Genomic DNA, 15,325 nt, shown 5'->3' with positions numbered 1-15,325 from the left:
GGCATGGCCTCCGCGCCGCTGGGCCACACCTCGCACCGACCAGGGGCAGGAGCGCTGGAGGCCCCACGCTCCTGGCTGGTGGAGGCCAGCGACGCTGCGAGGATCGACCTCAGCGGGCCGTGGCGTTTCCGGCTCTCCCCGGCGGTGCCCGGCACTCCCGGCGGGCACGGCGTGATCGGTGACGAAGCTCCCGGAGCCTTCGCCGCCCCGGACTACGACGACGCCGGCTGGGACACCCTCGAGCTGCCCTGCCACTGGGTGCTCGACGGCCGCTACGGCGAGCCCGCCTACACCAACGTGCAGTACCCCTTCCCGGTGGAGCCGCCGCATGTGCCCGATGAGAACCCCACCGGCGACCACCGTCGGCAGATCGAGGTTCCGCAGTCCTGGCTCGATTCCGGGCGGGTGCTGCTGCGTTTCGACGGCGTGGAGTCCTTCCTGCAGCTCTGGGTGAACGGGCATCGGATCGGGGAGGCCTTCGGCTCCCGGCTGGCCCATGAGTTCGACGTCACCGACGCCGTCGTCGCCGGCACCAACACGGTGGCGGTGCGGGTGGTGCAGTTCTCCTCCGGCAGCTATCTGGAGGACCAGGACCAGTGGTGGATGCCTGGGATCTTCCGCGAGGTCACCTTGCTGCATCGGCCCGAGGGCGGCATCGACGACATCTGGCTCACCACCGACTACGACTCCGTCACCGGCCGCGGCGCTGTGATCCCGGAGATCACCGCCGAGGACGGCTCCTACCCGGTCCGTCTGCAGATCCCCGACCTGGGTGTGGACGTCACCTGGGGCTCCGCCCGGGAGGTGGGGGCGGTCGTCGTCGGCGGTGACGGCCAGGGCGTGCGTCCGTGGTCCCCCGAGGAGCCCGAGCTCTATGAGGTCGCGGTCTCCAGCGCGGCCGAGACGCTGCGGCTGCGGACCGGGTTCCGCCGGGTGGAGATCGACGGCGACCGGTTCCTGGTCAACGGCCGGCCGGTGACCTTCTCCGGGATGAACCGACACGAGACCCATCCGGACCGGGGGCGAGTGTTCGATGAGGCGCACGCCCGTGAGGACCTGGCGCTGATGAAGCGGCACAACGTCAATGCCATCCGCACCAGCCACTACCCGCCGCATCCGCGGCTGCTGGACCTCGCCGACGAGTACGGCCTCTGGGTGGTGCTGGAATGTGACCTGGAGACCCACGGCTTCGAGGCCGGCGGCTGGGTGGACAACCCCAGTGACGATCCGCGCTGGCGCGAAGCCTATCTGGACCGCATCGCCCGCACCGTCGAGCGGGACAAGAACCACCCCTCGATCGTGCTGTGGTCGCTGGGCAACGAATCCGGCACCGGACAGAACCTGGCGGCCATGGCCGAGTGGGTCCACCGCCGCGACCCCGGGCGGCCCGTGCACTACGAGGGCGACTACGCCGGCGAGTACACCGACGTGTACTCGAGGATGTACGCGAAGGTCCCGGAGACCGAGTCCATCGCCCGCGATGACGACCTCACCCCGCTGCTGGGCTGCTCGGTGGCCGAGTCCGCCCGCCAGCGCACCAAGCCGTTCATCCACTGCGAATACGCCCACGCCATGGGCAACGGCCCCGGCGCCCTGGACGCCTACCGGGAGATGGTGGACCGCTATGAGCGTCTCCACGGCGGATTCATCTGGGAGTGGCGGGATCACGGCATCCGCACGCAGGCGGACGAGGGTGCGGAGTACTTCGGCTACGGAGGAGACTTCGGCGAGGTGGTCCATGACGGCAACTTCGTGATGGACGGCATGGTGCTCTCCGACCACACCCCCACCCCGGGGCTCGCCGAGTATGCCGCCGTGGAGCAGCCGATTCTGCTGACCCCGGGGGAGGCCCCGGGGCAGGTGCGGATCCGCAGCCGGCGGTTCGCCGCGGACACCTCGGACCTGTGGCTGCGCTGGGCCGCGGAGCGGGACGGGCGGCCCGCGGCGGAGGGCGAGCTGCCGTTGAGCGACGACGACGGCGCCCCGGTGGCCGCCGGAGGGCAGGCGGTGCTGACCCTGGAGGAGGCTGCCAGGCAGGCTGAGCTGCTGCAGGATTCCGGCGCTCCGGAGCTGCACCTGACGTTGAGCGTGGTCCTGGCCCACGCGACCGCCTGGGCTCCCGCCGGGCACGCGGTGGCTCGTGCGCAGTGGGCCCTGCCGGTGGGGTCTGTGGCCCCTGCCGGGCGGCCCCGGCTGATCGTGGGGACCGGGCGGAGCCCCGCGGCGCTCGCGGACTCCCCGGCCGTGCTCGACGGGCCCCGGCTGCGTGAGCTGGCCGGAGCTGCCGTCGTCGGCCCGGAGGTGGAGCTGTGGCGCGCGCCCACGGACAACGACGAAGGCGCCTCCGGGCCGAACTATGACGCGGTGGACGCCTTCGACTACCGCGCCGATGAGGAGCGGCACGTCTCCGCGGCGGACCGCTGGCGGCGGGCCGGACTGGACCGGCTGGTGCGCCGGATCGAGTCGGTGGACGCCGGCGAGCAGGCGGTGACGGTGCGGCGTCGGGTCTCGGCCGCACAGTCCCGGGCCGCGCTGGACGTCACCGAGACCTGGACGGCCGAGCGGGCCGAGGACGGCGTCGTCGAGGCCCTCTGCGAGGTCATCATGGTCCCCAACCGGGCATGGGATGACGTCTGGCCGCGTCTGGGTCTGCACCTGCAGCTGCCCGGAGACGTGGACGGGGCCTCATGGTTCGGGCTCGGTCCGCACGACTCCTACCCGGACACCCGCCGGTCGGTGCGCACGGGGCGCTTCTCCGCCGCGATCGACGAGCTGACCGTCGACTATGCCCGCCCTCAGGAATCAGGCCATCGGCCCGGACTGCGTGAGCTGGTGCTGCGCCGCGGAGGGAAGGACTGGCTGCAGGTGATCGCCGAGCCGGATGCCGCAGGGCGTCGTCCCGGGTTCACACTGAGCCGGCACTCGGCCCACGAGATCACCGCCGCGGCCCATCCGCACGAGCTGCCGGACTCGGGGGTCACCCATCTCTACCTGGATGCCGCCCAGCACGGACTCGGATCCCGGGCCTGCGGTCCCGATGTCTGGCCCACCGCGATGCTGCGGCCCCAGGCGCGGACCCTGCGGTTCTGGTTCCGCGCGCTCTGATCGGTCACCACCCACAGTTGGCTCCGCGGTTCGGGCCCTTATGACGCGCGATCGGCGCTGATAAGGGCCCGAACCGCGGAGCCAACGTGTGTGTGCGGGAGTGAGGCGTCAGTCCTCCAGCGCCCAGAACCCGTCCATGAGGACGTCGGCCACCACCGTGTTGTCCACATAGTCGCCGCGCACCGGGTCGGTGCCGACGATCTCCTCGTGGAACGCCTCGGAGCCGGCGCCGCGGAAGAAGAAGGGCACCACCTGGTTGGTGTGGTTGCCGGAGTACCATCCGAGCTCAGGCAGCTGACCCGCCTCGCCGGTCATGGGGGTGAAGTCGGGCTGGTCATCGGGGCCGGCCAGGTATCCCGTCTCGTGGTCGGAGGTCACGATCATCAGGGTCTCGTCCCAGGAGGACTCGGTCTCGACCCACTCGATGACGGCGTCCACGGCGTCGTTGAAGTCCTGGACCTCCTCGATGTCGCGCGCGGTGTCGTTGGCGTGGCCCGCCCAGTCGATGGCGCCGCCCTCGATCATCAGGTGGAAGCCGTCGTCGTTCTGCCCGAGGATGTTCAGCGCGGCCTGCGACATGGTCGGCAGGTCGACCACCTTGTTCTGCTTCACGTCATAGGGCTGCTCGGACTCGCCGGAGCGGCCCTGCTGCAGGGTGGAGGCCACCTGGGCGATGCCGAAGGCCCGGTCGGGCAGATGCTGCTGCTTGCCGCGGGCGTACTTGGCGAAGTCGGAGTCCTTGTCGGCGAAGTCGAACTCGGTCTCGCCTGAGGAGAGCCGCTCGTAGTCCTCCTCGGTCACGTAGGTGAACTCGGGGTCCTTGAGCTTCTTGCTGTCGTCATCGTAGTAGGGGTGCCCCGCGCCGAAGATGACGTCGAGGTCGGAGTCGATCATCTCTTCGGCGATCTCGTGATAGTTGTTCCGGGACTCGTTGTGCGCGGCCCAGGCGGCCGGAGTGGCGTGGCTGAAGGGCACGGAAGAGACGACGCCGGCGGAGCGGCCGGTCTCGACGGCGCGCTCGGAGAGGTTCTCGACGGACTCCCCGTCCGCATCCAGGCCGATGACGCCGTTGTCGGTCTTCTTCCCGGTGGCCATCGCGGTGCCCGCCGCGGCGGAGTCGGTGGCACCGGTCTGCACCCAGTCATGGTCGGACCAGGCGGCCTGGGGGTCATACTCGCCGCCGGCGGCGTAGGTGCTCAGGGCCAGGAGGTCCCAGTCCTCGTAGGTCTGCACGGCCTCGCCGGGAAGCTCCTCGAGGACCTCGGGGTCCGCGTCGCCCTCGACCTGGTACCGGGTCTGGCCGGTCTCGTAGAGGTTGGTCGCCGCCAGGTGGTTGTAGCCCATGCCGTCGCCGACCATGTAGATGACGTTCTTCGGCCCCTGCTCGGCCTCGGACGCGCTGAGTGGGGCGGGGGCGCCGACCCCGGCCGTGGCCGCAGGTGTGGTGACGCCCAGAGCGGCGGTTCCGAGGACGACGGCTGCGGCGAGGCTCAGGCCGCGGGTGAGGCGGGGGTGCCGAGGGGACATGCTTCTCCTTCATCGTGGAATGACTTCTCTGCCGCACAGAACCCTAAGGAGCCGATCTTCACGGCCTGTGACCAGCTGATGAACAGGAGACGGAGAGCATGTGATCGACCAGACAACGCCTTGCACTGGTGCAATATTGCACTCGTGCATATAGTGGACGCGTGCACGAATCAACGATCTCTCAACGCGAGCGCAATCGCCTCGACACCTGGAACGCCGTCCACGAGGCCGCCCACGCGATCGCCTGGGAGGAGGGGCCGCAGGAGGCCGCGGTGGAGGCCATCGCCGCCCGGGCCGGCGTCTCACGACGCACCTTCTTCAACTATTTCCCCACCAAGGAGGATGCGATCCTCGGCACCCGGACCCCCGAGGTCTCCGAGGGCGACATCGAGCGCTTCCGCACCTCGGACGAGGACGAGCTGACCCGCGTGGTGCACCTCTTCGTGGCCGTGGTGCGCACCGCGATCCCGGAGGCCACATCCCCGCAGCGTCGCCGCATCATCGGTGAACATCCCAGCCTGCAGAGGCGCGTGCTCCGCCTGCTCTCCGAGGTGGAGCGGATCGTCGCGGAAGTCATCCAGGCCCGCGTGGAGGACGGTGACGATGTCGCGCTGGCCGCTCCCGGTGACGGGGCCCGTCTCGAGGCGCTGCTCATGCTCTCCGGCGTCATCGCCAAGTACGCCTTCCACCGATACCAAGAATCCTCCGCCGAGGACCCGCGTGAGTTCCTCGACGAGTCCATCGCCATGTTCCGAGAGGTCGTCGACACCACACGATGAAAACCCCCGACTCCACCGCGCAGCAGAGGCACGCCACGCCGACCCCGGACGTCCCTCTTCCCCGAGGGCGCGGCCTGGTCCTGATCTTCACCGCGCTGATGATCGCGATGCTCATGGCCTCGCTGAGCCAGACCGTGCTCGCCACCGCCCTGCCGACCATCGTCGGAGAGCTGCACGGGGTCGAGCACATGGCCTGGGTGATCACCGCCTTCATCCTGGCCTCGACCATCATGATGCCGGTCTACGGCAAGCTCGGTGACATGTTCGGCCGCAAGCCGCTCTTCCTGATCGCCATCGTGGTGTTCGTCCTCGGCTCCGCGCTGGCCGGCGCCGCTCCGTCCATGGACGTGCTCATCGCAGCCCGCGTGGTGCAGGGCATCGGCGGCGGCGGCCTGATGATCCTCTCCCAGGCGACCATCGCCGACGTCGTCCCTGCACGGGAGCGTGGCCGCTACATGGGCGTGATGGGCGGGGTGTTCGCCTTCTCCTCGGTGGCGGGGCCGCTGCTGGGCGGCTGGCTGACCGACGGACCGGGCTGGCGCTGGACCCTCTGGATGAACGTGCCCCTGGGAGTGCTCGCCCTGCTCGGGATCGCCCTGCTGCTGAAGCTGCCCCGGCATCCGCGTGCCGAGAACGGCCGCATCGACTACTGGGGGATGGCGCTGCTGGGCGGTGTCACCACCGCCGTCGTGCTCGTGGCGACGTGGGGCGGCGGCGACTTCGCCTGGACTTCACCGGTGATCCTCTCGCTGATCGCACTCGCCCTGGTCGCCTCCGGGCTGTTCATCTGGGTGGAGTCGCGGGCTGCTGAGCCGGTCATGCCACTGATGCTGTTCCGCAATCGCAACTTCAACCTCACGATGGCCGCCGGGCTGATCACCGGCGTGGCGATGTTCGGTGCCCTGGGCTATATGCCCACCTATCTGCAGATGGTCACCGGCTACAGTCCCGCCGAGGCCGGGCTGCTGATGATCCCGATGATGGGCACCCTGCTGATCACTTCGATCGTCGTGGGGCGTCGGGTCACACTGACCGGCCGGTACAGGCACTTCATGATCATCGGCAGCGTGATCACCGCCGCCGGGCTCGGTCTGCTCTCCACTGTCCATGCCGACTCGCCCGTCGTGCTCGTCTGCCTGTACCTGGGTGTGATGGGTCTGGGTCTGGGCGCCACCATGCAGCTGCTGACGCTGGTGGCGCAGAACTCCTTCGCCCTGCGCTTCGTGGGCACCGCCACCGCCGGGCAGAACTACTTCCGGCAGGTGGGCGCCACCCTGGGATCGGCGGTGATCGGTTCGCTCTTCGCCACCCGGCTCACCCAGTCCCTCTCCGGAAAACTGTCTGCCGACGCCGTCGGAGAGGGCGGAGCCAGCTCGCTGACACCCGCGCTGGTCGGCGAGCTGCCCGAGCCGGTCCACACCCTGGTGGTGGAGTCCTACAACGACGCCCTGATGCCGCTGTTCCTCGCGCTGGTGCCGCTGGCGCTCCTGGCCACGGGGTTCCTGCTCTTCGTGAAGGAGCAGGCGCTGTCCACCACGCTGGAGAGGTGAGTGAGACACTGGCACCGTGATGAGTCCGGTGAGGAGTCCTGTGATGGGTCCGGTGCTGAGGTCGATCGCTGGCCTGTGGCGGTCCTCTCACCCCGGCCCGACGCTCGTCGTCACGACCCTGGCGGCCGCGCTGGCACTCGCCTCAGGGCTGGAGATCTGGCGCATCCTGCTGCTCGCCGCGGCGGTGTTCTCGGGGCAGCTCTCGATCGGGATCTCCAATGACGCCATCGACGCCGAGCGCGACCGTGCCGTGGGGCGGACGGACAAGCCGATCGCCTGCGGGGAGGTCGCTCTGCGCACCGCATGGACCGCCGCCGTCGTGCTGGCCCTGCTCGCCCTGGGACTGTCGGCTCCCCTCGGCGTGGGGCTCGCCGGCGCCCACGCCGTGGTGCTGGTGTGCGGATGGTCCTACAACGCCGGGCTGAAGACGGGGCCGCTGTCCATCGCGCCCTACGTCCTTGCCTTCGGGTGCTTTCCCTCGCTGGCCACCCTGGCGGCCGTGGATCCGCAGCTCGCCCCCGGCTGGGCGTGGCTCGCCGGCGGCGCGCTGGGCGCGGCGCTGCATCTGACGAACGTGCTCCCCGACCTGGACGACGATGCCCGCACCGGGGTCCGCGGCACGCCCCATCGGCTGGGGCCGAAGGCCTCCGTCCGGCTGGCGGCGGCCTCGGTGCTGCTGGGCGCGGCCTCCGCCACACTCGGGCCCCCCGGCGGGAGCATCCCCGAAGTCACCGCGATCGGCTGGGTGGTGCTCGTCCTCGTCGTCGCGGTCGTGCTGGTCAGCCTGGTGCTCGCGCGGGCAGGATCCTCGGGTCGGGTGCTCTTCCGCCTCGTCATGCTCGCCGCCCTGCTGCTGGCCGCGCAGCTGGTGGCCTCCGGTCACTCGCTCGGGACCTGACATGACCTGCCCGGGTGACCTGCTGATCAGTGGCGCGCAGGAGGCCTGTTCCACGCTCTGGCTCCGGAGTCGAATCCCATGGCGTAGGCGCGGGTGAAGAGTCCGCCGACGCCCGGGCCCAGCATCCCCTGCAGGCCGCAGCGCCGCAGAGCGTCCAGTGCCGGGGGCGCAGGGCGGCCGAGGCGCAGATTCACCCCGGCGAGCAGGGCCGCGCGGCGGGCCGAACGGATCCGCGAGAGTTCCCAGCGTCGCAGAGCGGCCTCCGGAGGGACGCCGGTGCGGAGCCAGGCGGCCAGCAGCGGGGCCAAGGCGACGGCGTCGAGCAGTCCCAGATTCATGCCCTGACCCCCGATGGGGCTGACCTCATGGGCGGCGTCGCCGACGACGAGCATCCGTCCCTGTCGCATGGTCGGCGCCACCATGCGCCGCACCCCGAAGCCGGTGACCTCGCCGACGGTGATCTCACCGAAGGCGGCTTTGCCGTCGGTGGCAGCTCCGCGGTCGATCAGCGCCTGCTTCATGCGGTCCAGACGTGCGGGCGCATCCTGCGCCGCGCCCGGAGGATCCCAGGCGACGAACCGTCGGCGCCCGGCGGGGAGGGGGAAGGACTCCAGCACGCCGGTCTCCGCGAGGTGCACCACGGCGGTGGCGCGGGAGCCGTCGTCGGGCACCTCTGCATCGGTCATCAGATAGCGGTCGGGGTAGGTGTGTGGCTGCAGCTCCGGGTGCACGAGGCTCCGTGAGCGGGCTCCTCCAGCGAGGACGACCAGCGGGGCGTGCCGCTCCCCGGCGTCGGTGCTCAGCTGCACGGCATCGCCGACGGGAGTCAGGCCGGTGACCCGGACCCCGCGCACCGGCTCCGGCGCTGAGCGCGCGAGGACCGCCTCGGTGGCGGCCTGGGGGAGCGTCGCGACGAAGGGGAAGCGCGCCGAGAGTTGGTCGAAGCGCACAGTGCCGAGCAGGCGCCCGCGTGAGCGCGCCTGCCCGTGGCCGACCCGCACGGCGTGCTCCAAGAGGCCCTCCGTGACCCCGGAGCCCTCCAGGGCGGTGAGCACCGGCGGGTGCACGCCGATGGCACGGGTGCCGGGGCTCGGCTCCGCGCGCTGTTCGAGGAGCTCGACGTCGACTCCGTGACGCCGCAGCTCACCGGCCATCAACAGTCCCACGGGACCGGCGCCGACGACGATCACCTCAGGCATGGCCCGACGCCTCGGCGAGCAGCCGGAACGGTGCCGGCGAGGTGACGGTCCACTCCGGCCCCAGGTGGGTCGCGAGCTCCTCGCGCCGGTGGCTGCGGCGGATCGAGCGCAGCCCGTCCACCCGCAGGAACGTCCCTGGGGCCAGCGGGGTGATGCCGGCGGCGTAGAGCCAGTAGGCCCGCCGGCTCCGGGCGATGTCATTGTGCAGCACCACGCCGGAGGAGAGCGCCCGGGAGGCGCCGGTGAACTCGACCAGCTCGGGCGCCTCCAGGTGGTGGAGCACATGGTTGGAGATCACGACGTCGAAGGCCTCGCCTCGGGAGAGGAGGGTCTCGGCGTCGGCGCAGACGAACGTGGCTCCGGGGACCTCCCGTGCGCATGCCGCCCGGTGCGCCCGGGGGTCCGGATCGGCTCCTGTCCAGTGCACGGCGAGGCGGTCCCGGACCGCCAGGCCGGCCAGGCGCGCGATGACGTCCCCGCCGCCCGAGCCGAGATCGAGCACCCGAGCCGGTCGGCCCAGGCCGGCCAGCACCGGACGGAGATGTCTGCGGTAGACGGTGTCCCAGCCGGAGACCACACGGTTGACGATCCCGAAGCGGCGAAGTGTCGCGTGCAGCCGCTCGGGGTCGCAGTCGGGATCGTCCATGAGTTCGCGCAGCAGGTCATCGCGTCGCGAGAGGTCCATCGGGGAAGGTGTCACCTCTTCCTGTGCATCAGCGCGGACTCCACGGTCAGGCCCGGTCCGAAGGCGAGGGCGGCGATCGGCCCCTCGACGGCCGGGTCCTCCAGCAACCGTCGCAGGATGAACAGGATCGTCGCGCTGGACATGTTGCCGCAGTCCCTCAGCACCGCACGGGAGGCGTGCAGGGCCGCGGGCTCCAGCCCGAGTCCCGTCTCGACCCGATCGAGGACGCTGCGCCCGCCGGGGTGGACCGCCCAGATGCCCGGAGGGGGATCGTCGCCGAGGAACCGGTCCACGGCGTCACGGATCTCGCGTCCGATGATCCGCGGGACCTCGGCCGAGAGCGTCATCTGGAAGCCATGGTCCCCGATGGTCCAGGACATGTCCGACTCGCCCTCCCTGGTCAGCGCAGTGGCGAAACGGTCCAGGACCAGCCCGCCCGGGTCGCCGGGGATGTCGCCGGCGGTGACCAGCGCCGCGGCCGCCCCGTCGGCGAACACGGAGGCCGCCACCACCTGCTCCGGGTCCGAGGTCTCGCGGACGTGGAGCGAGCACAGCTCCAGGCACACGACCAGGACGACGGCGCGGGGGCGTCCCTCGGCGATCTGCGAGGCCAGGCGCAGCGCCGGCAGCGCCGCCGAGCAGCCCATGAAGCCCAGGTGAGTGCGTTCGACGTCCTCGGACAGGCCGAGATCACGCACGAGGTGGTAGTCGAGGCCGGGAGCGAAGAACCCGGTGCAGGACACCGTGATCACGTGGGTGATCTGATCGGCGGCGACGGCGCCGCGGGTCAGGGCGTCGCGGGCGGCTGTCGCGGCCAGCGGAGGCGCGGCACTCCGGTAGAGGTCGTTGCGGACGCCGGTCGTGGGTGACAGCAGCGTGCCGTCCTCAGCGATGAACACCCCGTCGGGCGAGCCGGCAAGGCCCTCCAGCACGGTGTGCCGCGTCTCGATCCCCGACGCGTCGAAGGCGCCCCCGATGAGGCGGCGCGTGAGTCGGTCCGCGCCGGGCTGCCCGGCGAAGAAGGCGCGCAGATCCGGCTGCGGCGCCGAGGTCTCCGGCAGCGCCGTCCCGATGGAGATGATCCGCGCAGGCATGTGCCCACTTAACCATGCGAGGGACTCAGCCGTCGCAGGATCGTAGGAGGGGCGCAGAGGCGGGCGAGGGTGCGGAGCTGAGGGCGTGGGCCGAGGGGGATGCCAGGCTCCGGGCAGGTGGCCCTCTTGCATTAAATGAACGACAGTCATATTGTGAGGCCTGACGCATGACGCAGGTCACATATGGCGGCCGCCTCAATGGCGCGGCGGCCGCCGCCTGACCCGCCCGCCCGGGCATCGTCGGGCGGGCGTCCCCTTGACCTCCCACGCCGCCGTCGAGCCGCTCTCCGCCATCGGGCGGAGCTCGCGGCCTGTCCCGCACCGCCCACCGAAAGGCATCCCATGCCCGCCACACCCGTCGAGGAGCCGGAGACCCGGCTCGGACCGGCCGCGACCAGCGCCGGCGCAGCCCGTTCGGCCGAGTCCGGAACCCCCACCCAGCCGGAGACCCGAGGCATCGAGCTCATCGACGAGTCGAGCCGCCGTGGACGCCCCGGAGCCCTCTTCTGGGTCTGGGCCGCGCCCAACGCCAGCTTCCTGACCTTCACCATGGGTGCCGTGATGATCGCGGTGCTGGGCCTCTCCCTGGTCCAGGCGTTCATCGTCATCGCCGCGGCCTCCGTGGGATGGATCCTCACCGGCATCATCGCGGTCAGCGGCCCGGCCGCCGGCACGTCCGGCTCCGTCATCAGCCGCGCCATGTACGGGGTGCTGGGCAACAGGCTCGTCGTGGGCCTCTACGGCTGGCTGCTGGCCGCCGTCTACCTCTCGTTGACCTGGTCCGCGGCCTCCATCAACGGGCTCGGTCTTCTGGGCCGGATGGGCCTGGCGCAGACGGCGACCCTCGGTGTCGTCGTCGTGTTGGTGGTCTCCGGGCTCACCGTCCTGGTGGCCGTCTACGGGCACGGGCTGATCCTGAAGACCTACCCGTACATCACCAACTTCCTGGTGGTCATGTTCGTGATCACCTCGCTGTTCATGATCCCGCACTTCGACTTCAGCCACGCCCCGGCGGAGCCGCTGGGCGGCATGCAGCTGGCCATGATGATGACCATCGGCTTCACCATGCTGGTCTCCACGCCGGTGTCCTTCATCAACAGCCCTGATATGGCCCGCTACCTGCCGAAGGCGACACCCGGCTGGCGGGTGGCCGCCGCCACCGCGCTCGGCGGCGCGCTGCCCGGCATCGTCTTCACCTCGGTCGGGGCGCTGATCGCCACCGGGGCCGGATTCGACATGGTCCTGGACCCCATGGGTGCCTTCGACGCCGGACTGCCCGGCTGGTTCTTCCCACTGTTCACCATCGCGGTGATCGTGGCGGCCATTGCCCTGAACGCGATGACCACCTACAGCGCCTCGATGGCCCTGCAGGCCTTGGGCATCCCGATCCGCCGGATCCCCTCGGCGCTGATCATCGCCGTCATCGGCACCGTTCTGACCATCGTCTCCGTGGCGATCTACGACTTCACCACGGCGGTCTCCCAGATGCTTCAGGTCATCGTGGTCGCCGCCGGGCCGCTCATGGCGGTCTTCGTCGCCGACGTGCTGATGCGCCGTGGCCGGTACGACGGCGTGGACCTTCTGGACGCCTCGCCGTCGAGCACCTTCTGGTACCGGAAGGGCTGGAACCTGGCTGGGCTGTTGAGCCTGGTGCTGGGCGGCGTCGCCTCCGCGATGTGCCTCAACAGCGACGTCTATGTGGGTCCGGTGGCCGCGGTCACGGGACTGGACCTGTCCATTCCGGCCGGGCTCGTGATCGCCGCCGGCAGCTACGTCCTGCTCTCCCGCACGCGCCTGACCGCCCATGTCGCCTGACCACCTATCTCACCTGAGCCACGAGGAGCCTCACCCACCATGGTCACCACGATCTACCGCAACGCCACGATCTTCACCGCCGACGACGCCGGCTCCGCCGGTGCTCAGGCGGAGGCCTTCACTGTCTCCGCGGGCCGGTTCACCCACGTGGGCCCTCTGGATCAGGTGCGGGCCGACGTCGCCGCCGAGGGTGGGGAGGTCACCGAGGTGGACCTCGGCGGACGGTTCGTCGGGCCCGGCATCATCGACTCCCACACGCACCTGACCACGTTCGGGGAGGCCGTGGGCAAAGTCCAGCTGCGCGACTGCCGGACGCTGGAGGAGATTCGGCAACGGCTGCTCGCCGCCCACCGGGCCGACCCTGGGGCGCCGCGGATCCTGGGTGCGAGCTGGCTCTTCGACGCCGTCGGGGGCGAGCACCCCACCGCGGCGATGCTCGATGAGGCGCTCCCGGATGTGCCGGTGTATCTAGATGCCAACGATCTGCACTCGGTGTGGGTCAACACCGCGGCGCTGGAAGAGATGGGCATCGACGCCCACAGCCAGGACCCAGTGGGTGGGCGCATCGCCCGCGACGCCGAGGGGCGCGCGACCGGCATGCTCTACGAGACCGCCGGGCGGCAGTACGCCCGGAACTTTCTGGAGAGCCTCAGCACGCCGGAGGACCAGGTCCGTTTCCTCGAGCTCGCCTTCGAGGCCTATCTGGAGTCGGGGGTGACCACGGTGACCGACATGGCCATGAACCAGGCCGACGTCGCCGCGATCCGTGCCCTGATCGCCCGTGACGGCGGACTGCCGTTCCCGGTCACCGCGCATATGATCATCGAGCCCGGAGCGGACACCGTGGCGGATCTGGCCGGGATCGAGGAGATCGTGGCCCTGCAGCAGGAGATCGCCGTCGGGCCCGAGGCGGAGTGGTTCCGGATCGCCGGGGTGAAGTTCATCATGGACGGCGTCATCGACGCCTGCACGGCGACCATGCGGGTCCCCTACGCAGACGGGACGAACTGTGACCCGATCTGGAGCGCCGAGCGGCTGCGTCCGGTGGCGCAGGCGGCCGACGAGGCCGGGCTGCAGATCGCGATGCACGCCATCGGGGACCGCACCAGTGAGATCGCCCTCGACCTGCTGGAGGACTGCGCGAGGCGGCGGCACCCCCGGCGCCACCGTGTGGAGCACCTGGAGACCGTCACCGAGGAGACCATCGGGCGCATGGCCCGCCTCGGAGTGACCGCCTCCATGCAGCCGGTGCACTGCGACCCGGCGATCATGGACAACTGGAAGTCCGTGCTCGGAGACCACCGCAGCGAGGAGGGTTTCCCCTGGAAGCAGGTCCGCGACGCCGGAGTGGCCCTCACCCTGGGCACCGACGCGCCGACCGCGCCGCATGAGGCGCTGCCGAACCTCTACATCGCCCTGACCGGCGGCTCCGCGATGTCTCCCGAGCTGCCGCCGTATCACCCGGAGCGGGCCTTCACCCCGGAGGAGGCGCTGACCGCGCTCACCGCAGGGGGAGCATGGGCCGGAGAGATGGAGCGCCTGCGCGGACGGATCCGGCCCGGGCTGGAGGCGAACTTCCTGGTGCTCGACGCCGACCCGCGCCAGGAGGCCCCGGAGGTCCTGCTGAGTACACAGGTGCGCAGCACCTACGTCCGTGGAGTGCAGCGTCACCGCCGCTGACCGGCCCGCCCCAGACCCGTTCACCCGACCTGCCATCCCGGTGCACCCTGTGTGTGAGATCGCACCCTCAACGTTGGGGGTGCGAACTCACACACAGGGTGCGGAACCAGCCGAGGCTCCTTCCCTGTGGGGTGGAGGCGTGGTGGACTGCGGCCTGTGGTGGACTACAGGCGCTGTTCTCCGGACGACTCGCTGGCGGGCGTCGTCGAGCACTACTGGTCGGTGATCGCTCCGGCACCCCCTGGGCCGCTGCGTGCCGTGCTCGTGCCCAACGGCCGTGCCACCGTGCAGTTCTGCCTGGGGTCCCCGGGCACGAGGAGGGCCGTGGGCGGCGTGGCCGAGCCCAACGCCGACGTCTTTCTGCCGGTGGGCACGGAGCCGCTGGTGATCGAGCAGGAGGGCGCGTCGCACTACGTGGGTGTCCAATGCACGCCCTGGGGCGGGCGGGCGCTCTTCCCGCACCTGACTGGGGGGCGGGCGGTCCAGGTGGAGCACGCGCTGGGTCCGCTGCCCGAGAAGTCCGGGTTGGTCGAAGACCCTGCGAGCACGCTGGACGGTTGGCTGCGGGCCTTCCTGCCGGCCAGAGTGCCGCATCAGGAGCTGCTGGCCGCGGCCACGGAGCGCATCGACGCCGATCCTTCGGGCGTCGAGGTGCATCAGCTCCACCGTGGGCTCGGGGTCTCGGCGTCCACCCTGTACCGGGCGTTCCGCCGCGGGATCGGTCTCTCCCCGAAGCAGTACATCCAGGTCATGCGGCACCGGGCGTTCACCGACCGGCTCGTGGTCGACGCCTCCGGCGAGCCCGCGGCCCTGATGGCGGCGCTGGCCGGCTACGCCGACCAGTCCCACGCCTCGCGAGAGTTCTCCCGGTTCACCGGCATGACGGCCTCGACGTTCCGGGACACCTATGACGGGATCGCCCGGCTGATGGCCCGTCCGGGCTGAACCCCTGCGCTGACCGATTCGTCCAATGCATCCGGCGTTCGCCTCCCT

11 protein-coding genes are annotated in these 15,325 nt (G+C 70.8%); 7 read left to right on the top strand and 4 right to left on the bottom strand.

Translation table 11 applies throughout. The features are described 5' to 3' along the window. The first annotated feature begins 3 nt into the window (after positions 1-3). Positions 4-3,105 carry a glycoside hydrolase family 2 TIM barrel-domain containing protein gene (locus tag HNR09_RS05920; protein WP_179543040.1) on the top strand — a complete coding sequence of 1,034 codons (3,102 nt, stop codon included), beginning with the start codon at positions 4-6 and terminating at the stop codon, positions 3,103-3,105. Positions 3,106-3,213: 108 nt separating this feature from the next. Here the strand turns inward: HNR09_RS05920 and HNR09_RS05915 are convergent, their stop codons facing one another. Continuing rightward, positions 3,214-4,632, bottom strand: a complete 1,419-nt coding sequence (locus HNR09_RS05915) for an alkaline phosphatase (RefSeq protein WP_179541201.1) — start codon at positions 4,630-4,632, stop codon at positions 3,214-3,216. 161 nt (positions 4,633-4,793) lie between these two features. Between HNR09_RS05915 and HNR09_RS05910 the strand changes: the two genes are divergently transcribed. Genes HNR09_RS05910 through HNR09_RS05900 form a run of 3 tightly spaced genes read left to right on the top strand, consistent with a single transcriptional unit; the run spans position 4,794 to position 7,859 of the window. Next, complete coding sequence (locus tag HNR09_RS05910; RefSeq protein WP_179541200.1) at positions 4,794-5,411, top strand: TetR family transcriptional regulator; 618 nt, start codon at positions 4,794-4,796, stop codon at positions 5,409-5,411. Further along, complete coding sequence (locus HNR09_RS05905; RefSeq protein WP_179541199.1) at positions 5,408-6,961, top strand: MDR family MFS transporter; 1,554 nt, start codon at positions 5,408-5,410, stop codon at positions 6,959-6,961. Before HNR09_RS05910 ends, HNR09_RS05905 begins: the two co-directional genes overlap by 4 nt. Positions 6,962-7,004: 43 nt before the next feature. After that, the gene (locus HNR09_RS05900) at positions 7,005-7,859 is read left to right on the top strand and encodes a UbiA family prenyltransferase (RefSeq protein ID WP_246348739.1); all 855 of its coding nucleotides are present in this window, start codon (positions 7,005-7,007) and stop codon (positions 7,857-7,859) included. A gap of 26 nt (positions 7,860-7,885) precedes the next feature. Here HNR09_RS05900 and HNR09_RS05895 read toward each other — a convergent pair whose 3' ends face one another. Genes HNR09_RS05895 through HNR09_RS05885 form a run of 3 tightly spaced genes read right to left on the bottom strand, consistent with a single transcriptional unit; the run spans position 7,886 to position 10,837 of the window. Then, positions 7,886-9,058, bottom strand: a complete 1,173-nt coding sequence (locus HNR09_RS05895) for an FAD-dependent oxidoreductase (protein WP_179541198.1) — start codon at positions 9,056-9,058, stop codon at positions 7,886-7,888. Further along, on the bottom strand, positions 9,051-9,743 hold the full coding sequence (locus HNR09_RS05890) for a methyltransferase domain-containing protein (protein ID WP_179541197.1): 693 nt from the start codon (positions 9,741-9,743) through the stop codon (positions 9,051-9,053). The genes HNR09_RS05895 and HNR09_RS05890 overlap by 8 nt, the downstream gene beginning before the upstream one ends. Before the next feature lie 11 nt (positions 9,744-9,754). Continuing rightward, the gene (locus HNR09_RS05885; RefSeq protein ID WP_179541196.1) at positions 9,755-10,837 is read right to left on the bottom strand and encodes a type III polyketide synthase; all 1,083 of its coding nucleotides are present in this window, start codon (positions 10,835-10,837) and stop codon (positions 9,755-9,757) included. Between the two features lie 342 nt (positions 10,838-11,179). On the opposite strand from HNR09_RS05885, the gene HNR09_RS05880 reads away from it, so the two are divergent. The 3 genes from HNR09_RS05880 to HNR09_RS16465 all read left to right on the top strand — a co-directional run bounded on the left by HNR09_RS05880 (position 11,180) and on the right by HNR09_RS16465 (position 15,277). Beyond that, a complete protein-coding gene (locus HNR09_RS05880) occupies positions 11,180-12,652 on the top strand; it encodes a purine-cytosine permease family protein (protein WP_179541195.1) in 1,473 nt (490 codons plus the stop codon). A 39-nt stretch (positions 12,653-12,691) separates the two neighbouring features. Next, positions 12,692-14,332 carry an amidohydrolase gene (locus tag HNR09_RS05875; protein ID WP_179541194.1) on the top strand — a complete coding sequence of 547 codons (1,641 nt, stop codon included), beginning with the start codon at positions 12,692-12,694 and terminating at the stop codon, positions 14,330-14,332. 156 nt (positions 14,333-14,488) lie between these two features. After that, complete coding sequence (locus HNR09_RS16465) at positions 14,489-15,277, top strand: helix-turn-helix domain-containing protein (protein WP_179541193.1); 789 nt, start codon at positions 14,489-14,491, stop codon at positions 15,275-15,277. Positions 15,278-15,325 lie beyond the last annotated feature (48 nt).

The sequence above is a fragment of the Nesterenkonia xinjiangensis genome, assembly GCF_013410745.1.
Classification (GTDB): Bacteria; Actinomycetota; Actinomycetes; order Actinomycetales; family Micrococcaceae; genus Nesterenkonia; species Nesterenkonia xinjiangensis.
The sequence above is the reverse complement of the archived record's forward strand: the minus strand, read 5'-3'. Positions and strand labels throughout refer to the sequence as shown.